We start from the raw sequence: 23259 nt of genomic DNA on the forward strand, positions 1-23259 counted from the left end.
AAAAAGGCTCCTTTCGAAGCCCTATAGTAGTCCAGAATTTTGTCCGCACCCTCGAGTATGAAACTTTTTCTGTAAAATAATGTTTAGAAGGTTCTTCTATGATACAATAAATATCATTAGGAGGACCTTTTATTATGGCAAGACAAAAGAAACCGGTACATCGAGTACAAATGACCGAAGGAAAACGAAACATCATCCATCAGCTCCTGGAAGAGTATGATATCCAGTCTGCTGAAGACATCCAGGATGCGCTCAAGGATCTTTTAGGCGGTACCATTAAGGAAATGATGGAAGCGGAAATGGACGATCATCTCGGCTATGAAAAATCAGAACGTTCGGATCATGATGATTACCGCAATGGGTATAAGCGCAAACAGGTCAACAGCCGATATGGATCGATGGAAATCGAAGTGCCGCAGGACCGAAAATCAACATTTGAACCACAGGTGGTGAAAAAACGTCAGAAAGATATTTCTGATATTGATCAGAAGATTATTTCTATGTATGCCAAAGGAATGACTACCCGACAGATTTCCGAAACCATCGAAGATATTTATGGCTTTGAAACCTCGGAGAGTTTTATTTCCGATGTAACCGATAAGATCCTGCCACAGATCGAAGACTGGCAGAACCGGCCGTTGGACGAAGTCTATCCCATTCTCTACATTGACGCAATTCACTATTCCGTAAGGGATAATGGTGTGATCCGAAAGCTTGCAGCTTACGTGATTCTTGGAATCAACACGGAAGGAAAGAAAGAGGTTCTGACCATCAGCGTTGGCGACAACGAAAGCGCAAAATACTGGCTTTCCGTTATGAACGAACTGAAAAACCGGGGTGTCAAAGATGTATTAATCATCTGTGCAGATGGTTTAACCGGCATCAAAGAAGCAATCGCTGCTGCTTTTCCAAAAACCGAGTATCAGCGCTGTATCGTACACCAGGTAAGAAATACACTGAAATATGTCCCTGACAAGGACAGAAAAGCATTTGCAGCGGATCTGAAGACCATTTATCAGGCCGCAGATGAAAAGAAAGCGCTGGCAGCCTTAGATCGTGTAACTGAAAAATGGTCTCCCAAATATCCGAATTCCATGAAACGCTGGAAGGATAACTGGGATGCCATCTCTCCAATTTTCAAGTTTTCAACGACGGTCAGAACGGTGATTTATACCACCAATGCGATTGAATCCCTGAATTCCACCTACCGGAAGCTGAATCGGCAGAGAAGCGTATTCCCAAGCGATACGGCCCTTTTAAAAGCGCTGTACCTGGCCACTTTTGAGGCTACGAAAAAATGGACCAGTACGATTCGAAACTGGGCGCAGGTATATGGCGAACTGAGTATTATGTACGAAGGTCGTCTTCCAGAATAACGAGTAAACCGACGATCAAGACAGGCGGAAAACCGCCTGCTCTTGACATGCCATTCAACAACTGTTATATATAAAACAAGGGTGAAAAGCTCAAACTGTAAGCTCACCACCTTTGCATATCATAGAAGAATCTTATTTACAGACTTTTTCTCACAGTCTCGTAAAAGTCAGAGATTGACCTTTACCCGATTCTTTATTTCCAGATATTCATGTCAGACAAGATAGACATGGTTATTTCAGTTGCGTTGCTTCCGGTAGCACCGCTATCGGCTCCGATGTTGGTAGCAAAAAAGTATGTATTATCTGCAGTTTCAAGTAAGCCCACAAACCATCCATTCACATCCTGACCATCCACACGGCCGGTTCCGGTCTTTCCGTAGAATGTTCCGGCATCGGAAGCGGAAAGGCAGATGGCATCTTTTACCGCATTGATGTTTTCAGGGGCAAAGCCGAAGCTGTTATTCTGCAGCCTGGTTAAAAGTTCGACCTGTTCTACTGGCGAAATCTCCAAGGATGATTCCATCCAATAGGTGGAGAAATCTCCACTCATATTTTCATTTCCATACCCAATTTCTTGAATATAGCTGTAAATGTTAGAGGCTCCAAGCTGTTCATCCACGGATTGGAAATACCAGTTAACAGAGGAGTTCATTGCAGACTGTAAGGTCTGATTTGCATTCCATGCTTCAAATGGATAGGTTTCTCCACTCCATGCTATCAAGGAGTCATCTGGTGTAATGATGCCCTCTTCCAATCCGAACAAGGCATCATATATTTTGTAGGTGGAGTTTGGTGCAACTCGCAGGGTAGCATGCTCCATGTCGTGTATACTCCATGCATCATTTTCCAAATCATATAAAACAAAACTGCCTTCATATTTGCCAAAGTATGTAGAAAGGTCTACATAGGATATATTTTCTGATGAAGAATCCCATTGATAGTGGCTTCCATCTGCTGCGTATGTAGAAATAAAAGGTGCGAATCCCATGAGAAGAACAGCAGTCAGTATGAATGCAGTCATGCCTTTTACTCTTTTTATAAATGTTGGCTTCTCATAAGAGGCAATGTTGATAATTCTCCTCTTCATCTGCTTCATGTTTCCACCAAGGCCGGCAGCAAACGGAAAAGGAGTAAGAGAAACCTTTTCAGCAAAGTTGATCAGTGTATTGCCATAATCCTCGTAAGCATCCTCTTCAAGCATCTTTAAAACAGAGGTGTCACAGGCAACCTCTCTGTCATTACGCATTTCTTTCAGTGCGTACCAGACAAGAGGATTGAACCAATATATTACTCCGGCAAGGTTCATCAGATAACTGGCAACAGCATCTTTGTGATTATAGTGCTGCAGTTCGTGCAACAGCATGTACCGCATATCGGATTCGTTGTAATCAGAGATCAGATGAATCGGCAGATAAATACACGGTTTCAAAAGTCCCACAATAATCGGGGATTTTAAAAATGCGGTACTGTAAACGGGAATACTTCTGTGAATTCCCATTTCCTCCATACATCGATGATATAGTCTGCGGACTTCCGGGTTCTGAAGGGGAAGTGCAGATTTCTCCAAAGTGCGTAGACGGAGAGAGGATTTGATTACCAATATAATCATTGCAAAAATGCCTACAATCCATATTCCTAATAATATGTATCCGGCAATGGATGGTGTTTCACTATTTACAGAAAGTGAGAAATCATTCATCCAGTCTGTATTTCCGGTCGGATTAATTCCCACAGCTTCTCCCATAGCGGTTGCGGTGCCGGAAGCAGGAGAGCATCTTAAGCTACCGAGCCACGAGAAGATTTGCGGAAATCCGATTAGACGGAACGGTATAAAGGGAACTGCCAGCAACCCAAGAAGCAGAAACCACAGATTATACTGCATCCGGCTGGACAGGTTGTTTTTGAATATCTGCTTGGCTATCAAAAGAATTCCGATGATACCGCTGATAAACACATTGCATATTAAAAAGCGTATCATAAAATTAGCCACGTTAATTGCCTCCTTTTTGGTGCCTCTTGGAAAGAAGGGAGCGGAGAGTATCTATTTCTGTTTCAGACAGTCTGTCATTTTCTATATATGCAGACAGCATCGCAGTGATATCACCGTCATAATAACGTTCCAGAAAAGAATTGCTTTCCTGACCGATGTATTCGCTTTCTTTCACGACTGGGGTATAAACGAACACTCGGCTCTGTTTTTCATAAGTCAGAACACCTTTGGTCACAAGGCGTTTGATTAAAGTCTGTATCGTTTTCGGACTCCAGCTTGTGGTCTGTAATAGTTTATCTGTTATTTCATTGGTACTGATCGGCGCATGTTTCCATACGATTTTCATAACTTCAAATTCAGCTTCAGAAATCTGTGGTAAATCGCTCATTTCAAATCCCTCCTTAAATCTTACGGATGTAATAAATATATTATAGACGTTATTGGTATGATTGTCAATTTCATAAAATAGATATTGACTTGAAATCTTACTTGTGTAATAATTAAATATTACAAGAGTAAGATTTAGAAAAGGCAACAAAAAGAAAAGAACCAGAATCACAACGGATTAGCTGGTTCCTTTAATCGTTTGAATTACCTCTTTTATGTATGAGTGCTAAGAGGTATTCAATTGCTGGAAGAATCTCGGCTGCCTCTTGCTCATCACATTCCTGTAGCATCAATAACAGTTTTTGTTTTTTCAACCCGTCCGTGGCAGTGGCAGGGTGGAAAATTTGGTCTGCAGGAATGTGTAAATAAGCGATGATCTGGCACAATACTTCGAACTTGGGATTCCCACGGTCATTTTCAATATTCAGTATTGTACGTTCATCACAACCTATTTGTTCAGCTAATGCTGCTTGAGATAGATGGGCTTCTTCTCTGGCAGCCCGAACTACCTTCGCAAGATTTTTACATAGTCATGCATTACAATTCACCTCAGAGATAGTTTACACTACAGGTTGAATATTATGAATTACATCAAAGTACAGGTATGAGATGAAATAAATTACACCATAAAAGGAGAAATCACATGGACACAGGAAAGCAACGTAGAATGCGATGTTTGTTGAAGTTACTGAAATTTGCCCATGGATAAAAACGCATTGATAGGTGTATCGCAATTCACAGAACGATAGAATTGCGATACACCTATTTTATATTTCAAGAGAAAATAAAAAGGAGGCTCATGATGAAAGAGATGGAAGCAAAGACAGAAAACAGATATGAGTACAGAAAACCACAGGAAAAGAGGAAACATATGATAGCACCGGATTTATTTGAATTTGCATATGTACCGGATTGGTATGGACATTTAGCGGAATTGGAGAGGTTGGCTCTGCCGGAGTCTTGGAAATTCCGAAAGCCGAGCCGGGAAACAAAGAATACAGACACGCCCATTTTAGAACGTTACATACATACAATTTTTCGCAAGCAGGTTATTGACTTTAATTCAGAAAGTGATCCAAGAAAGGCAGACAGTATTTTTCATTTGGAAAACGAATGCGTCTGCTTCCATACTGGATTATACACACCTCAGTACAAGGGGATTTATGGTTATTTTGAAAGAAACAATTTTTCGGATTCTTTAAGAGATTGGTATTTTAGAGGTTTTTGTGATGAACTGTCTCCAAAGTTAAGATACATCGAGCCATTACCACAAAAGCCCGTCTATCATATGGCGCAGAGTGGCATTAACTTTAATCCAGAGTGGCCTATAAGAGTAAACGTAAATCACATATTGGGAGATGAAGAGAACCTGGAGCGAATTCCGGCTAAAATTCGGAAGGTGAAGAATCTGCCGCTATTGTTTGAAACAGCAGTAGAACTTGGAAGAAGGAAGTCGGTAATTGAACCGGGGCTTGTAGTCCCACAGGGATATCAGGGGAGAGTGCAGTATCTTCTTCCGGTTTATCTGACGAATATGCAGAAACCTGACCTTGCCATGACACTGACGGTTATGGATGGGTACTATTTGGGTAATACCTGTCTGACGTTGGAGATGACCATGATGCTATCATTTCAAAGCGGATATGGGAATGTGTACAGCTTGAAATAAAACGCAGGAAAAAGTACCTGGAGGAGCATGGGACAAACTCCTATTCCCACCGGCCGGAAAGCAATCCATTTGCATCCAAGATAATTTGTGGAGACTGCAATAAGGTATTTGCACGGAAAGGCTGGCGGAGCAGCACGGGCGTTGATCGTAAGGTATGGCAGTGCAGTGAACGCTACAAGGTCAAAGGAGTCATGGGATGTGCCAACCGCCACGTGGAGGAAGAAACGCTGATAAAGGCATATCTGATGGCTTGGAATGCGTTGGTGGAGAATCGAGAGGATTTCATGGGGCAGTGGACGGAACAGCTGCAGAGCGAGAACCTCTTGGAAGGTTATCGGGCAGAGAAGTTCATAGAATATACTGATGGGGCAGAGCCTTTGACGGAGATGGACACGGACTTCATGCTGAAAACACTGGACCACATCAAGGTCTTTGAAGATGGAACATTGTTGGTGGTGTTCTTGGACGGAACGGAGATTGAATGTAAAAATGAAGAGGAGTAAGAAAAGATGCCGATTGGGAGTTGCGATTCCTGATCGGCTTTTTTTCTTGCTCTTTTGCAGATGGTAAAAAAACAGGTGATATGGTAAAATAAAATAGATAGCTTGAACGAAAGGGAGGATTGCATAATTTGGAGAGACATCAAGGTAGTTGGAAGGTTGAAGGAGAAGAAGAGTATAATATTGGGGAATTAGTTATAGACAATGATTATATTGAATTTTTTGTAAGAGGTAAATCTATTCCTTGGGCTTGTACTTTTATAGGTTCAAATGGAGAACATCCAATAAAAGTGTATGCTAAAGGACCTGGAGAAACAAAACATAGGTCATTAAATATGAGTATTGGATATAGAGTAGTGAAGGTCGCTATGACAAATGCAGGATTTCAAGAGGGGTTTGAAATAAACAATATTAGTGCATTCTCATTTGAAATTCCAGAACTTGTTGATTGGTTAAAAATAAATAGTGTGTCAATAGGTTTTACAGAGGCGAACGAGTTATTTGCAATTGAAGAGAAAATAGAATCTATTATTATAAAAAATGAAAATCCACATATTGAAATATCATTTGGGCCTGCATCACCGTTTATGCCACCGGAAATAAATGATAGGGTAGAATATGTGGTAAAAAACTATCCAAGAGTTCATGTGTCATATGAGGAAATGGTAACTGATGAAAGAGTGTATGCAGATATACAAATTTTAATGCGTTTCTTTGGTATGCTTATAGGGTATGTTTCTTATGCGAAAGATATTCGATTAAATATTGAGGGTAAAGACTTAAAAACATGGATATGGTTTAATGAAGATTTTTCGCATAACCTAAGGCACCTTAACGGGATAGATAGATTCAGAACGGAATATTCTCAGGTGAAAGATGAATTAGCAAATTATTTTGAAAATTGGTATACATTTTCTAATGATGATTATTTCTTTTTGCCGAGACAGATGTTCTTTAATAGTAATAGAAAAAGAGAAATATTTGCAGAGGATTTGTTTGTACAGTATGTAAAAATTTTAGAAGGTTATCATCTAAGAATATCAGGTGATGAGAAAAAAGCGGAACAATTGGGTATAGAAATTTTAGAGCAGCTAAAAGATGAAAATGTAAAGAAGGTGTTAAGTGAGCCGTTCAAAAAAGCTGGTTCATCTTATAAGCCAAAGACAGTTGCTCAATGGATACAAGGAGGATTTTTGAGCCGAATTACCCTTGAAACACGATTGAAGAAATTAGACGAAGAACACGGTTCTATAGTGGCTGGAAACACCGAGTATGTATATAAAGAATCGAATGCAGACAAATATTTTAGTGCAATCGTAAAAACAAGAAATTACTATTCACATTATAAGCCTGATCGTGATGGAGTGCTGACATTTGGACAAATGTGTAATAGTATAGATGTGTTAAAATGTTTGATTATAATGATTTTGTTTAGTCATATGGGAATGGACATCGATACTGCGAAGCAGATAATGATACACGATGATAAATTGTGGATGTATACTTCTTGTATGAAGAAGGATCAGGATATAGAGGGGTAAACACTATCCCCCTAAGTGGGGTATAAACCTTTTCGCAAAAGGTGACGGTTTCGCTATTTAGTATAAGAAGTAACTTTCACCGCATGTGGAAACCGTGTGCTTCTTGAGCAGAAGAAAATAGATACAATAGTGGATGAATTGACAAAATCAAAACGAGGTTATTTGATTCGCAAAACTTAAAAGTCTATTATAGAAAACAATAGGAAGTTACAGGAGAATTTTGCAAATGAAAACAAGGAGATTAGGAAAAACCAATTTACAGGTCAGCGAGATCGGTTTCGGCGGCGAGTGGCTGGAACGCCATTCAGAGGAGGAAGGTGTGGAGCTGATCCACTATGCATCTGAGCAGGGAATCAATATTCTCGACTGCTGGATGCCGGATGCGAAATCGAGGGATATCATCGGAAATGGAATCAAGGAAAACCGTGACAAATGGTTCATTCAGGGTCATATTGGTTCGACGTTAAAAGACGGTCAGTATTACCGAACCAGAGATATGAAATATGTGCGCCCGGCGTTCGAGGATCTGCTGAAACGGCTGCAGACAGACTATATCGACCTTGGAATGATTCATTATATTGATTCCGAGGAGGAGTGGGATCAGATTCAGCACTCTGACTACATGGACTACGTGATGGAACTGAAAAGCAGCGGTGTGATCCGCCACATCGGCATGAGTTCCCACAACCCGAAAGTCGCTGTCAAAGCGGCGGAATCCGGCTATGTGGAGATGATTCTGTTCAGCATTAACCCGGCATTTGATATGCTTCCGGCCAGTGATAACATTGACCAGATGTTTGCCGAAAAATTCGACGAGGGACTGAAAGGAATCGATGCGGACCGTGCAAAATTATACAAAGTCTGTGAGCAGAACGATGTCGGAATTACCGTTATGAAGGGCTTTGCAGGCGGCCGTCTTTTTGATGAGAAACGCTCTCCGTTCGGCGTAAAGCTGACCCCGGTGCAGTGCATTCACTATGCGCTCACAAGACCTGCCGTCTGTTCCATCCTGTGCGGTTACGATACGAAAGAACAGGTGGATGATGCCGTTGCGTACGAGACAGCATTCGAGGAGGCGAAAGATTATGCATCCGTTATCGCCAATGCGCCGTTCCATTCCTATCGTGGAGAGTGTACCTACTGCGGTCACTGCAAACCGTGTGTCGCAAATCTTGATATCGCAATGATTAATAAATTCTATGATCTTGCGACGATGCAGCCGGAGGTTCCGGCAACCGTAAAATCGCACTATGAATTACTGGAACACACAGCATCCGAGTGCGTCGGATGTCACGCCTGCGAGACGCGCTGCCCGTTCGGTGTACCGATTGCGGAACGGATGGAAATAACAGCACAGCTTTTTGGATGCTGACAGAAAAGAAAAAGATGATAGAAGGAGAAGTTAAGCAATATGGCAGTAAATAAAAATGGAATTGTTGTATTAGGAGCAATTTTTGTGGATATCAAAGGTTTCCCGGAGGATATTTATGTCCCGGACGGAAGAAACGCAGGTCATGTGGAGTACATCCACGGCGGTGTCAGCCGAAACGTCGTAGAAGATATCGCAAACCTTGAGCTCCGCCCGACCTTTCTTGGAATCGCAGACAATACCGCGCTCGGCGAGGATGTTGTGCGCAAACTGCAGCGCCATAAAGTCAACACGGAATATATGAAAGAAATCCCGAACGGCATGGGAACGTGGCTTGCCGTCTTCGATCACAACGGCGATCTGGCAGGATCCATTTCCCAGCGGCCGAACCTGATGCCGATCCTTGGTATTCTGGAAGAAAACGGCGATGAGATCATTGCGAACTGCGATTCTGTTGTGGCAGAGATTGATATGGACAAGGACATCATCAAAAAGCTTGTCCAGCTCTGCGAAAAACATGAAAAAAAAATGTACGGTGTTGTCAGCAACATGAACATCGCAGTCGGAAGACGTGATCTTCTGCAGAAATTTGACTGTCTAATCTGCAATCAGCTCGAGGCGGGTGTATTCTTCTCTGATGATTACAGCGAAAAAACACCAGAAGAGATGGAATACATTCTTGCCGAGCGCCTGAAAGTGGCAAACGTTCCGGCGATGGTGGTAACGATGGGCGGCGAAGGCGCTGTCTACGCAGTGGCAAACGGGGAAAAAGGCTTCTGTCCGGCACAGAAGATCCAGGTAAAAGACACGACGGGAGCAGGGGATGCATTCTGTGCAGGCGTTTCTGCCGGCCTGACCTACGGAAAAACACTTGGCCAGGCTGTGGAAATCGGTACGCGTCTGGCTGCATCGGTCATCACATCCCCCGAAAATGTCTGCCCGCGCTTCCTGCCGGAGGAATTTGGCATTCAGGCGTAAGAAAGAGATGGAATGATTTTGGAGCAGACTACGAAAGCCTTTCGGGGCACGCTCCAGGAAAATGAAACAGGAGATTTAGGCTATGAAACTATTGTATGGAACCGGCAACCCTGCAAAACTCGATGTGATGCGCCGACGCCTTGCAGACCTTGGCATTGAGCTGATCGGACTGAAAGATCTTGGGGAGGTCAGGCTGCCGGAAATTATAGAAGATGGAAAAACGCCGCTGGAAAATGCCAGAAAAAAAGCGGAAGCTTACTTTGAAGCGCTTCACATGCCGGTATTTTCCTGCGATTCCGGCCTGTATTTTGACGATGTGGCAGAGGAAGACCAGCCCGGTGTCCATGTGCGGACCGTGAACGGAAAGTATCTGTCCGATGAAGAGATGACGGCACATTACGCTAATCTGGCGAAAAAGTACGGCGGTCTGACAGGACATTACCAAAACGCAATTTCACTGATTCTCGATGAAACTCATCGTTATGATGCGATGGAACCTTCGATGAAGAGCGCTTCGTTTGGGCTGGTTGGCACACCGCATCCAAAGAGCAAAAAAGGTTTTCCACTCGACCGTCTGTCGATCGATCTGCAGACAGGAAAGTATTATTACGACCGGAAGGAAAAAGAAACGGGGTTTGATCCACTCGATCAGCTTGCAGTAGAAAGCGGTTTTCCACAGTTCTTTGAGCGGGTCACGAAGGAATACAACAGAATGGAACGATATGAATTTCGCACGATCCGCCAGGAGGAGATGGAGCAGGGCGTTGCCATTGAACTTGCCTGTTTTCCGCCGAATGAGGCGTGCTCCGAAAAGAGCATGCGTGAGCGTGTGCAGTACGCGCCGGAGCTGTTTCTGGCGGCAGTAGACAAAGAGACTGGAAAAATCGCCGGAACACTGAACGGACTTGCAACAAACGAGACAAAGTTCCGCGATGCTTTTTTCGATGAGATCAGCCTGTACGATCCGGAAGGAGAAAACGTTATGCTGCTGGGGCTTAGTGTTCTGCCGGAGTACCGCGGCCGGGGAATTGCCCGCGCACTGATGGAGGAGTACTGCCGCCGGGAGCGGAAAAACGGAAGAAAACGGCTCATTCTGACCTGTCTGCAGGACAAAGTAGAGATGTATCAAAAGATGAATTTCCACGACGATGGAATCTCCGCATCCACCTGGGGCGGCGAAGCGTGGCATGATATGACGCGAGATATATAAAAATTTTATATATTCCTCTTGACAAACCACTTCCATAGTCTTATGATATATATAAAATTTATATATATAAATGTTTTATATATCAGAGACTTACGGAGGTGGTTTTTATGTATTTTCCGGTATCAGCACTGCTGATCGAATTTATGATCCTGTCGATTGTGAACCGGGAAGATTCCTATGGATATGAGATCAGCCAGACCATCAAGCTGGTTGCCGATATCAAAGAGTCGACGCTGTACCCGATTCTGAAAAAACTGGAAAAAGCAGGCTACGTGACGACGTATTCCGCAGAGTACCAGGGAAGAAAACGGAAATATTATTCGATTACAGAAGAGGGAAAAACACAGATGGTGTATCTGCAGGGCGAATGGAAGTCCTACCGTGACACCATCGACGACATCATCGAGGGGAGGAAAAAAGGATGACAAGTCAGGAATACTTGAATCAGCTGCAGAAGTATCTGAAAAAACTTCCGCAGAGTGATTACGAAGATGCAATGGAGTACTTCACTGAGTACTTTGCAGATGCCGGCCCGGAAAACGAGCAGGCGGTGATAGAGGAGCTTGGAACACCAAAGATTGCGGCCGCAGAGCTGATGATGAATCTTCTGGATAAAAAGATGGATGAACACACGGCTATGGAACAGGAGGAGAAAAGAAATGAAAAGAAAAAAACGACAGGCGCCAGCGTCATCTGGATCGCCGTTCTCACCCTGTTTGCGGCTCCCATCGGAGCACCGGTTCTGATCAGTGTCATCATTGTCCTGCTCTGCGTGGCGCTTTGTGTGGCGTTGTTCGACATGAGTATCTTTCTGGCCGCAGCGGTCGGCGTGGCAGGCGGAATAAAGCTGCTGCTGCGGGGAATTCTGGCAGTTACGGTTTCCTTCGGCGGCTTTTCTCTTATCACCGGAATGGGCATTTTACTGATTGGAATCAGTATTTTGTGTATTGTGTTCGGCGTATACCTTGCAAAATGGATGGGATGGCTTTTTGTGTTGTGCGCACGGAGAATAACAAGAAAAGGAGGCCGAAGATCATGAAAAAATGGACCAAGGCAGCATTGCTGACAGGCTGTGCATGCTGTATTGCCGGTGCAGCACTTATACTCTGCGGCTGGGCAGACGGCGGAAAAGCGTATGTGGAAACGTATGATCTGAATGCGTTTGACGGTTCGGCAACAAAGGAAGAAAGCATTTCCGTGCAGGAAAAAATAAAAATAGATAATTTTGACAAATTACAGACAGATCTTGCGATCGGCGATCTGCGCATCCTTCCGTCCGGTGACGATTCCTGTTATCTCGCCTGGCGGATTCCGTCGAAAAAAGGAGAGACTGCAGTGGAATATCGCGTGCGGGACGGTGTTCTGAGCATCGAAGAGAGAAGCGCAGTGTCCGATACGATTTACATTAATATTGACTTTGCGGAAGAAATCCTAAGCGGCGGTAAAGAGTCGGAAACAGGAGTGATTTTGTATGTACCGGAAAAGAAGGTACTGAAAAAAATAGAGGTAACGATGGGATTCGGCGATGTGCAGATGAATGGCATCCGGGCAGAAAGCGGAAACCTGCAAAATGCGGATGGAGATATCACACTTTTCGGATGTGACATGCAGAATATCAAATGCAAAGCAGATTACGGTGATGTGGAACTGAAGAGCGGAACGTGGGAGAATGGGTCGATCACGCTGGAGGATGGCGATGCGAAAATCCAAAACACGAAGCTTTCAGGAGACGTGTCGGTCAAAAACTCCTACGGCGATATTGACCTTGAACTGGGTGAAAAAGATCTGGAACAGCTGGAAATTACGGCAAAGACAGAGTTTGGGGAGATCGATGTACCGGATACCATGGAAAATCTGCTGCGGAAAGAGGAGGACGAGCAGAGCTTTTCCTATGCACCGGATCAGGCTGCGGGCAGAATCACACTGATGACAAAGGATGGTGATATCTCGATGGAAAACGATTAAGCGATGAAACAAAAGGCGGGACAAATAAGACAAAAGTGACAAAAACACAGGAGGCTGTTTGGAGGGTTTCACTAAAAAAGAGAGAAACACCCCAAACAGCCACTTTTTTTGTACTTAAAGTTTAAGTTTTTAACTTGATTTGTAGATTGCGGTGCTTTAAAATAAAAGTAATCAAGCATTGTGGAACGGGCTCCACAGACCGGCAGCGGGGGAAAAGCCGGAACGAGTCAGAGAAAACAGCCCAGTGTTAGAATAGGAGTTAGGAGAAACTATGGCAAGTATTAGAGATGTCGCGATCAAAGCGGGAGTAGGAATCGGAACGGTATCCCGTGCACTCAATGGAAGCGGGTATATTTCCGATGAAACAAAACAGAAGATCATGCAGGCGGTGGAGGAACTGAACTATAAACCAAATGAGCTTGCCCAGAACCTGTTCCGCAACAAGTCCGGTTTTATCGGAATTGTTGTTACAAATCTTTCACATCCGTTTATGGCATCTCTGGTTAAACATGTCGAGAATAATCTGTACACCAATGGCTACAAGTGCATGCTCTGCGAGGTTGGGGACAATCCGAACCGCATCGAGGAATTTGTGGAAATGCTGCAGCGAAATGTCATGGACGGCATTATCTGCTGTGCGGATATCCCGTCTTCTATCAGCCTGGCGGAAATTCACCGTCCGATTGTCATGATTGACCGCTACGTTACCGAAGGGATTCCGTGTATACATTCCGACCATAAGCGCGGCGGTGAGCTTGCGGCGCAGGCACTTTTGAGCGCAGGATGTAAGAACGTGCTCTATTTTGCATCGAGTGCAACAGAGCGTGGTTACTCCATGGATCGTTACCGACGGTTTGCGGAAGTCTGCAAACAGCATAAATGTAAAATTACAGCGATTGATGCCGGAAGCAAGATTCCGAATTTTCAGAGCGGCCCGACGATCTGGAAAAAATACATCAGCTATTTTGATGGAATTGATGGACTCTTTACAGCCGATGTCACAGCGGCAGCGTGCATGAAGATGTTGCAGAAAAAAGGGATTAAGATTCCGAAAAAACTGAAGGTGGTCGGCTACGACGGCCTGGATTTTACCCGCTTTTTGACACCGGAGCTGACGACGGTCCGTCAGAATGTGCCGGAAATCGCAAAGCGGAGCGTGGACACAATCATCCGCATGATTGACGGAAAGAAGATTGAGGAGATGGAGCAGATTGTGGATGTGACCTTCCGAAAAGGAGAAAGTACCTGAAGATAACAAAACAGGGAATTACCGAATTTTGCATCATTTTCCGGAATTGCGATAGAACAGAAGAAGAACAGATATCAGGGACACTCGATCTGAAAAGAGAGGGTGTCTCCTTTTTATGTATAAAATAAAAATGAAATAAAACCAACTTACATGCGGCAAAAGGACAGAAAGACTGAGTAAAAGGATATGAAATCGCTGCTGAAATAGTTGTAATTGTCGAAAAAATAGTGGAAAACAGAAAAGTGGAACATATGGAACAGAAAAAGCATGGAACAGCGGAATATGTGGAACAGGAGAATGGGAGAAGAAAGAAGATAAGTGTGAATTTTATGAAAAGCAGGATGCATATTGCACAAAAACATAAAATAAAAATTGTGAAAATGATAAAAATGACGAAAAAATATTGAGAACTTGTTGACATTGGACGAACTGCGTACTATGATACAGATATGGAACAGGTTCCACAAGACAAAGTGCCAAAACGGAAACAATGCGAATGTGGAACGAAAAGCGGTTGGTAAAGCTTTTAGAGAAATAAGGAGGGAACTATGAAGAAAAAAACGTCATCGCCGAAAACGGCAGAAAGTGGAAAATTGAAAAAAGCGCTCTCGTGCTGGCAGCTGTACATCCTGCTGATTCCTGCACTGATCTGGCTGATCGTTTTTGCTTACTATCCAATGTACGGCCTGATCATCGCCTTTAAGGATTTTAAAGGCCGCATAGGAATCATGGGAAGCCCGTGGGCAGATCCGATTTTCAAGTATTTCAAGATGTTCTTCAGTACCAGTATTGCCATGACGGCAATCAAGAACACAATCATCATCAGTCTGGAGAGCCTGATCATCGGATTCCCGATTCCGGTTATCTTCGCACTCTTACTGAACCAGGTACAGAGAAGCGGACCGAGACGAATCATCCAGACCATCTCCTACGCACCGTACTTTATGTCAAATGTAGTTGTAGTCAGCCTGATTTCCGTACTGTTTTCCGCAAACGGTCTTGTAAACCACGCGGTTATGGGAGCCGGCGGAAAAGCAATCATGTTCACCAGCCTTCCGGAGTACTTCCGTAAACTCTTCATCGGAAGTAACATCTGGCAGACGATGGGATTCAATGCCATCATCTTCATCGCAGCACTGACCGCAATCAGCCCGGAATATTACGAAGCAGCAACGATGGATGGTGCTTCCAGATTTCAGAAAATCCTTTACATTGATTTACCTCTGATTATGCCGACCATCATCCTGATGCTGATCCTTCAGGTAGGTAACATTATGAACGTGGGATATGAAAAAGCTTATCTGATGCAGAACGGTACCAATACAACCGTCAGTGAGATCATTTCGACATACGTATACAAAGTAGGTCTCCAGACCGCGCAGTACAGTTTTGCGACAGCCGTTGGCTTGTTTAACTCCGTTGTAAACTTCATTATTCTGGTTATCACAAACGCAGTTGCAAAGAAGACCAGCGATATCAGTATTTTCTAAGAGTCAGGGGGCTTGAAAAATGGCAAATAATAACACTGTGAAAAAGAAAAAAGTAAAAATGAGTACGGGAGACAAGGTCTTTGCCGTGATCAATACCATCATCATGATCCTTGTCTGCATTGCAATTGTATATCCTCTGTATTACGTGCTTCTGGCATCTGTTACAGACCCGGTTGTTGTAAGCTCCGGTAAATTCCTTCTCTATCCGGAAGCATGGTACACCAACGGATATGCAACCACACTGAAATATCAGCCGCTCTGGACCGGCTATGCAAATACCATCAAGTATACCGTAGTAGGAACGCTGATTTCCCTGGTATGCACCATTCCGGCCGGATATGCACTTTCCAGATACGATATGGTAGGAAGAAAACCAATCATGTTCCTGTTCACCTTCACGATGTTCTTCAGCGGCGGTATGATTCCGATGTACTTAACTGTACAGCAGCTGCACATCTACAACACAACATGGGCAATGATTCTTCCGGTAGCAGTATCCGCTTATAACCTGATCGTATGCCGCTCCTTCTTTGAAAGCGGTATTCCGGTCGAGCTTCTTGAAGCAGCAAAAATCGACGGTTGCAGCGACTTTGGATTTTTCTTCAAAATTGCAATTCCGCTGTCGAAAACGATCATCGCAGTTATGTGTCTGTTCTATGCGACTGCAATGTGGAACCAGTTCTTCAACGCGCTGATGTTCCTACAGGATGACAGCAAGATGCCTCTTCAGGTCGTTCTTCGAAATCTGGTACTGATGAATCAGTCCAACCAGATGGGAAGTAGTGCTTCTGAGATGGTAACAAAACAGAAACTGGCTGAGCAGTTAAAATACTGCGTTGTAGTTGTTTCTGCATTCCCGCTGCTGTGCGTATATCCTTTCCTGCAGAAATATTTCGCAAAAGGTGTTACAATCGGTGCAGTCAAGGGCTGATGCAGAACAGAAAATTTATTGTTGCAGAATTCATGGATATAGCAGACATGATTTATGTGTAGGAACACAAAAATACTAACGTATTTCACTGCCGGAAAAGGCAGCAAAATAAAGGAGGAACAATATGAAGAAAAAAATCGTATCCGTATTACTGGCAAGCCTTATGGTAACCAGCATGCTCGCAGGCTGTGGAAACAGCTCAGGCAGCTCAAGCAGCTCCGGTGCAGGAAGCACAGGAGGAGACACCACCTCTGCATCCGGTACAGAAGCAGGTGACACAGGTCTCACAGCAGAAGAGCAGGAAGCAGTAGACGAGGGAATCATCCAGCTCGACGGTACCCTTCCGATCATCAAAGATCCGGCAAAGTTCGAAGAAAAATACGGAAAAATTTCCGCTCTGATCGTAAACTCTGCAGACAGAACTGTAGAAGTAGGCGACCTTGCTATGTGCCAGAAATGGTTCGAGGACACAGGAGTAGAGTTTGACTGGCAGCCGATCCCGCAGGAGAGCGCAACAGAGAAAATCAACCTGATGCTTTCTTCCGGACAGGATCTTCCGGATGTATTCTGGAACTTCGGCGATGGTAAATCCGGAAACACCGTAGTTCAGTACGCAGACCAGGATGTATTCCTTCCGACCGAAGGCCTGATCGAAGAGTACATGCCGAACCTGAAAGCATTTCTCGATGACAATGAGCAGTATCAGCTTGAGATCACCGCTCCGAACGGCCATAAATATGGATTCCCGTACGTAGAGGAAATGAAGGGTCTTGTATTAACACCTGGACCATTCGTGATTAACAAAACATGGCTGGATAAAGTAGGCAAAGAAGTGCCGACAACCGTAGACGAGTGGGTAGACTGCCTGAAAGCATTCCGCGACGGCGGCGATCTGAACGGCAACGGCGAAGCTGATGAAATCCCAATGGCAACCTGGTTCGGTGCAACCGATACCTTTGGTTCCTACAACCTGTTCTATCGTTTCACGGGTGCATTCGGATGCGCTGACTCCTACTGCGGAGGAAATGCATATGCGGATCACTTAAGACTGGTTGATGGAAAAGTTACCTTCACTGCAACAGACGAAGCATTCAAGAAAACAGCAGAATTCTTCAATATGCTGTATGAAGAAGGACTGATCTGGAACGGCTCCTTCGAGGCAGACTCCAGTATGGCATTCAACGCTTCCCTGATCAAAGAGAACGTTGCAAAGATCGGTTCCTTCGGTGTTTGGGGCGATCAGGAAATTACAAACCAGGAAGTACATGATCAGTACGTAGCAGTTCCAAGACTGCAGGGCGAAGACGGTATGACCGGTTTCGAGTGTAACTACTCTGAGCTGCAGGATTCTTCCGATACAGCAATCACAACAACCTGCAAATTCCCGCACGTTGTTGCAAGATTTGTAGATTACATGGTAGGCGATCCGGAAATTTCTGTTACATCTAACTGGGGTGCAATCGGATACAACTATGAGAAAGACGAGGACGGCATTCTTCGTACACCACTTGATGAAAATGGAAACTACAAACCTCTGAATCCGGATTATAAGAACTTTGGTGAGGCTCGTGTAAACTCCACAACCTGCCGTGGTTCTATGATCGTTCAGAACGAGTACTATGACACCGTTTGCGGATACACCTTCGATGCAGTAAAACTTCTCGAGATGCAGAAAGAAAACGGTAAAGATGACATCATGGAAGAGTATGACACTATTCCGCGTGTTCTGATGACCCAGGAAGAGATTCAGCGTCTGGCACAGATTCAGCCGACCATCTCCGATATTGTTGATCGTTACATCACCACATGGGTAACTGGCGGCGTTGATGATGCAAGCTGGGATTCCTATAAAACAGAGCTGGAAGGCGCTGGCTTGAATGAACTGGTTGAGATTTACCAGGGCGCAGTAGATCGAGCAGCTTCTGCAGCAAACTAAAAATCGTGCGAAAAGCGGTTGCGAAAAAACAGTAACGTAAACGATTTGCAATTGATATTCTATAACTAAAGAAATTCTAAATGTGGCCATGTTGTATCCCATATAACATGGCCATATTTAAAAAGAAGACTATTTCGTTTGTATTTCTTTTTTGTTGAAGTTCCAAATGGAAAACGATAAAATAGGAAAAGAGAGAACAGGAAAAGAGGGATCACATGAGTAAACAGGGAAAAAGAGATTTTAGACCGAACATTCATTTTACACCGGAGAAAAACTGGAACAACGATCCAAACGGACTGATTTATATCGATGGTATCTGGCACCTGTATTATCAGTACAATCCAAATGACGTTGTATGGGGACCGATGCACTGGGGTCATGCAGTATCGAAAGACCTGATTCACTGGGAGCATCTGCCGGTCGCATTGTACCCGGATGAGATCGGAACGATGTACTCCGGAAGTATGGCATACGATGAAAATAACAGCAGCGGATTTGCGAAATACGGTGAGAAGCCGATGGTGGCTGTCTACACGGCGCACAATATGGAAACAGGTCTGGAGCAGCAGTGTATTGCATACAGTCTGGATCAGGGAAAGCATTTTGAAAAATATTATGGCAACCCGGTGATCAAAAACCCGGGCACACCGGATTTCCGTGATCCGCGCGTCTTCTGGAATGACAAAAAGGACTGCTGGAGCCTTGTTCTGGCATCCGGCGACCACGCAGAGTTTTATGCATCCCAGGATCTGAAAAACTGGAAGAAAACGGGCGAGTTCGGTGTTGGTGTCAATAAAGTGCCGACCGTATGGGAATGCACCGATCTGATCCGTGCTAAAACAGGAAATGAATTTGACGGATTCAAATGGATTCTGATAGTCAGCATGATACATCCGGGAACCGAAGGCCGTTCCAATATACAGTATTTCGTCGGCGATTTTGACGGAGATACCTTCCAGTGCACCGAGATCACAGACGAGCCGCTGTGGATTGACTTCGGATTCGACAACTATGCGGGCGTAACGTATGGAAACTACGACCGTCCGGTTTACCTTGGATGGGGCGTTAATCCGCTCTACGCGAATTTCGTTCCGACCGGTGAGTATTCCGGCCTGATGACACTGCCGAGAGAACTTTCACTCTGTGAGACCGAGGAGGGCTACCGCCTGAAAACAAAACCGTTCGGGATCGACGAGTACCGTGCGGGCGCATTCCCGATCGGAAATCAGAAACCGCTGCTGACCGAGAGCTTTGGACTTCTCGTGCAGGGTAATTTCGGAAGAATTGCACTGAAAAACAGCAGAGGTGAGGAAGTAGTCATCGAGGTAACGGTGGACAGCATCACGGTGGACCGCTCTAAGAGCGGCGACCTTAGTTACTTTGAGGATGTAGATCCGAAGCTCTTCAAAAAAGAGGATCTGCTGGTATCCACAACAAAACGTTACATGCGCGGAAATGTCAACATGGAGATTATTTTTGACGTTTCTTATCTGGAGATTTATGCAGATGGCGGTCTGGAGACCGCTTCCGTATGCGTTTATCCGGATGCACCGTATCAGGTGGTTTCCACAGACGGAGATCTGGAAGTGAAAATGTACACCATTAAAAAATAGGGGATATATTTATTTTGGAAGGTTTTACAAAAATGATGAAAAAAAGAGATTACAGACCGAAAATCCATTTTTCGCCGGAAAAAGGCTGGATGAATGATCCGAACGGTATGGTTTATGTGGACGGCGAATATCACTTCTTTTATCAGAAGTACCCGTATGATACCAGCTGGGGACCGATGCACTGGGGCCATGCAACATCACGCGACCTGATTCACTGGGAGCATCAGCCAATCGCACTTTATCCGGATGAACTTGGATTTATCTTTTCGGGAAGTGCTGTGTATGATACGCAGAATTCTTCTGAGTATGGTACCAATGAAAATCCGCCAATCATTGCTATTTATACCAGCCATCACAAGGACGGTTTGGAACAGCAGAGTATTGCATACAGCAATGATAAGGGCCGGCATTTTGAAAAGTCATATCTGAATCCGGTCATCAAAAACCCGGGAATTTCCGATTTCCGTGACCCGAAAGCGTTCTGGAATCCGGTCAGAAGATGCTGGAGTCTTGTTCTTGCAGCGCAGGACCGTGTCTTCTTCTACGCATCCCAGGATATGAAAAACTGGGAGAAAACTGGAGAATTCGGACCGGAAGGAAACCATGTGAAGGGTGTATGGGAATGCCCGGATCTGTTCCCGATTGAGTATAAAGGAAAAAATGTATGGGTTCTCGTTGTCAGCATGACGAAAGCTTCCGAAGATGACCACTGCAAAATGCAGTATTTCCTGGGTGATTTCGATGGAGAAAAATTCCTCTGCACCTATCCATCCGATGAGCCAAGATGGCTGGATGAAGGCTTCGACAACTATGCAGCCGTTACATTCCAGAATGCGAAAGATGTTCTGCTGATGGGATGGGGTATGAACTGGCAGTATGCAGCGCAGACTCCGACAGAAGGGTACTGTGGACAGGCAACTCTGGCAAGAAAACTGTCCCTGACAGAAGTAGATGGTGCTCTGACCCTTGCGGCTGCTCCGGCCGGACTGGAAAAATTCCGCCACAGCAGCTATCCGATCGAGAATCACACAACGATCCGCACAGAGACCTTTGGACTGAAGGTTTCCGGAAAAGGAGATGCGAAAATCTGTCTGAAAAACTCAGTGGGACAGAAATTGAAGATTTATGTAACTGACACCAAAATCACGGTTGACCGTACCATGGCGGGCTACAAAGAATTCAGTGAGCACTTCATGACGGAAAAATATTCCATCAGCACCGCAGCGAGAAAGAAAGACGGAGCATGGAATCTGGAGCTTGTTTTTGATGTTTCCATTCTGGAACTGTTTGCTGAGGACGGCGTAGATGCTATTTCTACAGTGGTTTATCCGGAGACACCGTACGACCGTATAAGCTGGAAGGGTGATCTTTCTGTTGAACTTTACGAAATTGATGCATAAGGGCTGCGAGAAAGGGGAAAAGCAAAATGGGATACTTTAAAGATGTGACACCGGAATCAGCTGGAATCAGCTCCAAAGGAATTTTGAATTTTCTCGACCGGATGGAAGAAAGCCAGATTGAGCTGCATAGCTTTATGGTGATCCGCCATGGACAGTGTGCAGCGAAGGGCTGGTGGAAGCCGTATGATGAAAAATTCCGTCATCCACTGTATTCGTTCAGCAAATCGTTGACAGCAACGGCGATTGGTTTTGCAGAGCAGGAGGGAATCTTATCGCTGGATGAGAAAATTGTCGATATCTTTCCGGACCTGCTGCCGGAAAATCCATCCGAAAATCTCAAAAAAATCACGCTGCATCACCTGTTGATTATGGGTTGTGGTCACGAGACGGAGATTATGGACAATTCCGAAAACTGGATTTCTACCTTTCTTCATCATCCAGTGCTCCATGAGCCGGGAACGTTTTATAAATACAATACAGCCGGAACTAACATGCTGGCTGCCGTTCTGAGGAAAAAAACGGGACAGAACGTCACAGAGTTTCTGAAATCCCGTCTGCTGGAGCCGCTTGGCATCACATCCCTTACCTGTGCGCTGCTCGGAGACGGAACGGAGCTCGGTGGAGGCGGTATGAAGATGGTGACGGAGGATATGGCAAAATTCACGTATTTTCTGTCCAGACAGGGCGAGTGGGAAGGAAAACAGCTGCTTCGAAAAGAATGGTTTGAACGCGCCTGCCGCAAACAGATTGAGACGGAGGGCGATTCGGAAGGCCACGTAAAAGACTGGGCGCAGGGCTACGGCTATCAGTGCTGGATGTGCCGTTATCCGGGCTCCTTCCGCGCAGATGGTGCGTACGGTCAGTTCGGCGTTGTGTTCCCGGATCTCGATCTGATTGTGATTCTGACAACAGCAACTGAGCAGACACAGGAGGAACTGAGCGCACTGCAGGAGGAACTGATCCCGTATGTGAAGAAAGAGGCAGGAGAGCTGCCACCGTCCCCACTTGCCGGTGCAGTAAAAGAGCGTACCGCAGATCTGGCTCTGCCGCCGCGCAGAGGAACGAGAAATCCGTTTATGGAAGAGAAGGTAAGCAAGCATGTTTATGTATCTGCCCCGCTGATGGGGAACCAGCAGCTGCCGGATTCCGCAGAAATTCTGATCGGCGGAAGCGGCCTGTTTTCGCTGGAGACAAGTCCGATTCAGGAGATGCGATTCTCCTTTGGCAGCGATAAGATGTACTGGAAAGTACAGGAAGGCGGGAAAGAAAAGGAATTTGTCCTCTCCATGCGCCGGGATTTTGCCTATAGTGAAGCGGATGGTCATATTTATGCTGGTTCTGCTGCATGGCGTACGCTAAATACGCTCGAGATGGAGATTCGGCGGATGGACGGTTTGAGTGGTGGTCGCATGATCGTCAGATTCCAGAAGGAAAATCTTCTGCTGGAGGCAGAGGATACGCTGATTAGTGTCGGTGGACTCGGTATTTCACCACGTCAGGCACTGACTGTATTTGGAATAAAAAAAGATTAAACAGGTCGAAAGAGAGAAAAACCGGCGGAATTTTCCGTCGGTTTTTCCATAACAGTGTGAAAATCCTGTAAAAAAAAAGAAAAACGATATGCAAAGCCGAACGGAAGAATTGCCAAGTCTCTC

At 44.9% G+C, this 23259-nt stretch carries 20 protein-coding genes and 1 pseudogene; 18 read left to right on the forward strand and 3 right to left on the reverse strand.

Translation table 11 applies throughout. From position 1 onward, the window contains the following. Positions 1–134: 134 nt before the first annotated feature. On the forward strand, positions 135–1376 hold the full coding sequence (locus DW743_RS00005; protein WP_117761756.1) for an IS256 family transposase: 1242 nt from the start codon (positions 135–137) through the stop codon (positions 1374–1376). A gap of 193 nt (positions 1377–1569) precedes the next feature. Here the strand turns inward: DW743_RS00005 and DW743_RS00010 are convergent, their stop codons facing one another. From DW743_RS00010 to DW743_RS18850, 3 genes and pseudogenes are all read right to left on the reverse strand, one after another. Next, the gene (locus tag DW743_RS00010) at positions 1570–3366 is read right to left on the reverse strand and encodes a BlaR1 family beta-lactam sensor/signal transducer (protein WP_009320917.1); all 1797 of its coding nucleotides are present in this window, start codon (positions 3364–3366) and stop codon (positions 1570–1572) included. A 1-nt stretch (position 3367) separates the two neighbouring features. Further along, a complete protein-coding gene (locus DW743_RS00015; protein WP_117761755.1) occupies positions 3368–3754 on the reverse strand; it encodes a BlaI/MecI/CopY family transcriptional regulator in 387 nt (128 codons plus the stop codon). Positions 3755–3944: 190 nt separating this feature from the next. Then, positions 3945–4291: pseudogene (locus DW743_RS18850) on the reverse strand (helix-turn-helix transcriptional regulator). 264 nt (positions 4292–4555) lie between these two features. Here DW743_RS18850 and DW743_RS00025 point away from each other — a divergent pair. From DW743_RS00025 to DW743_RS00100, 17 genes are all read left to right on the forward strand, one after another. Further along, positions 4556–5422, forward strand: coding sequence for a DUF3825 domain-containing protein (locus tag DW743_RS00025; protein WP_117761754.1), 867 nt, complete (start codon positions 4556–4558; stop codon positions 5420–5422). Between the two features lie 17 nt (positions 5423–5439). Continuing rightward, a complete protein-coding gene (locus DW743_RS18595) occupies positions 5440–5925 on the forward strand; it encodes a zinc ribbon domain-containing protein (protein ID WP_227093982.1) in 486 nt (161 codons plus the stop codon). A gap of 128 nt (positions 5926–6053) precedes the next feature. Next, positions 6054–7463 (forward strand): HEPN domain-containing protein, encoded by a 1410-nt coding sequence (locus tag DW743_RS00035; protein WP_117761753.1) that lies wholly within the window; start codon positions 6054–6056, stop codon positions 7461–7463. A 226-nt stretch (positions 7464–7689) separates the two neighbouring features. Next, the gene (locus DW743_RS00040) at positions 7690–8835 is read left to right on the forward strand and encodes an aldo/keto reductase (protein WP_117761752.1); all 1146 of its coding nucleotides are present in this window, start codon (positions 7690–7692) and stop codon (positions 8833–8835) included. Positions 8836–8874: 39 nt separating this feature from the next. Continuing rightward, positions 8875–9810: a carbohydrate kinase family protein gene (locus DW743_RS00045; RefSeq protein ID WP_117761751.1), complete on the forward strand. Its 936-nt coding sequence runs from the start codon at positions 8875–8877 to the stop codon at positions 9808–9810. 82 nt (positions 9811–9892) lie between these two features. Continuing rightward, positions 9893–11020 carry a non-canonical purine NTP pyrophosphatase gene (locus tag DW743_RS18680; RefSeq protein ID WP_117761750.1) on the forward strand — a complete coding sequence of 376 codons (1128 nt, stop codon included), beginning with the start codon at positions 9893–9895 and terminating at the stop codon, positions 11018–11020. A 107-nt stretch (positions 11021–11127) separates the two neighbouring features. Beyond that, positions 11128–11445 carry a PadR family transcriptional regulator gene (locus DW743_RS00055; RefSeq protein ID WP_117761749.1) on the forward strand — a complete coding sequence of 106 codons (318 nt, stop codon included), beginning with the start codon at positions 11128–11130 and terminating at the stop codon, positions 11443–11445. After that, a complete protein-coding gene (locus tag DW743_RS00060; protein ID WP_117761748.1) occupies positions 11442–12059 on the forward strand; it encodes a DUF1700 domain-containing protein in 618 nt (205 codons plus the stop codon). The genes DW743_RS00055 and DW743_RS00060 overlap by 4 nt, the downstream gene beginning before the upstream one ends. Then, positions 12056–12985, forward strand: coding sequence for a DUF4097 family beta strand repeat-containing protein (locus DW743_RS00065; RefSeq protein ID WP_158568571.1), 930 nt, complete (start codon positions 12056–12058; stop codon positions 12983–12985). The genes DW743_RS00060 and DW743_RS00065 overlap by 4 nt, the downstream gene beginning before the upstream one ends. A gap of 271 nt (positions 12986–13256) precedes the next feature. Continuing rightward, positions 13257–14234, forward strand: coding sequence for a LacI family DNA-binding transcriptional regulator (locus tag DW743_RS00070; RefSeq protein WP_117761746.1), 978 nt, complete (start codon positions 13257–13259; stop codon positions 14232–14234). Positions 14235–14485: 251 nt separating this feature from the next. Continuing rightward, a complete protein-coding gene (locus tag DW743_RS17905; protein ID WP_158568570.1) occupies positions 14486–14641 on the forward strand; it encodes a hypothetical protein in 156 nt (51 codons plus the stop codon). Positions 14642–14782: 141 nt separating this feature from the next. After that, positions 14783–15724, forward strand: coding sequence for an ABC transporter permease (locus DW743_RS00075; protein ID WP_117761745.1), 942 nt, complete (start codon positions 14783–14785; stop codon positions 15722–15724). A gap of 19 nt (positions 15725–15743) precedes the next feature. Next, a complete protein-coding gene (locus tag DW743_RS00080; protein WP_117761744.1) occupies positions 15744–16655 on the forward strand; it encodes a carbohydrate ABC transporter permease in 912 nt (303 codons plus the stop codon). 124 nt (positions 16656–16779) lie between these two features. After that, positions 16780–18591 (forward strand): extracellular solute-binding protein, encoded by a 1812-nt coding sequence (locus DW743_RS00085; RefSeq protein ID WP_117761743.1) that lies wholly within the window; start codon positions 16780–16782, stop codon positions 18589–18591. Between the two features lie 215 nt (positions 18592–18806). Beyond that, on the forward strand, positions 18807–20204 hold the full coding sequence (locus DW743_RS00090) for a glycoside hydrolase family 32 protein (RefSeq protein ID WP_117761742.1): 1398 nt from the start codon (positions 18807–18809) through the stop codon (positions 20202–20204). A gap of 32 nt (positions 20205–20236) precedes the next feature. Beyond that, complete coding sequence (locus DW743_RS00095) at positions 20237–21604, forward strand: glycoside hydrolase family 32 protein (RefSeq protein WP_147345108.1); 1368 nt, start codon at positions 20237–20239, stop codon at positions 21602–21604. Positions 21605–21630: 26 nt separating this feature from the next. Next, positions 21631–23136 carry a serine hydrolase domain-containing protein gene (locus tag DW743_RS00100; RefSeq protein WP_117761740.1) on the forward strand — a complete coding sequence of 502 codons (1506 nt, stop codon included), beginning with the start codon at positions 21631–21633 and terminating at the stop codon, positions 23134–23136. Positions 23137–23259: the final 123 nt, after the last annotated feature.

Origin of the sequence: Blautia sp. AM28-27, from assembly GCF_003480905.1 — a bacterium.
Classification (GTDB): domain Bacteria; phylum Bacillota; class Clostridia; order Lachnospirales; family Lachnospiraceae; genus Fusicatenibacter; species Fusicatenibacter saccharivorans.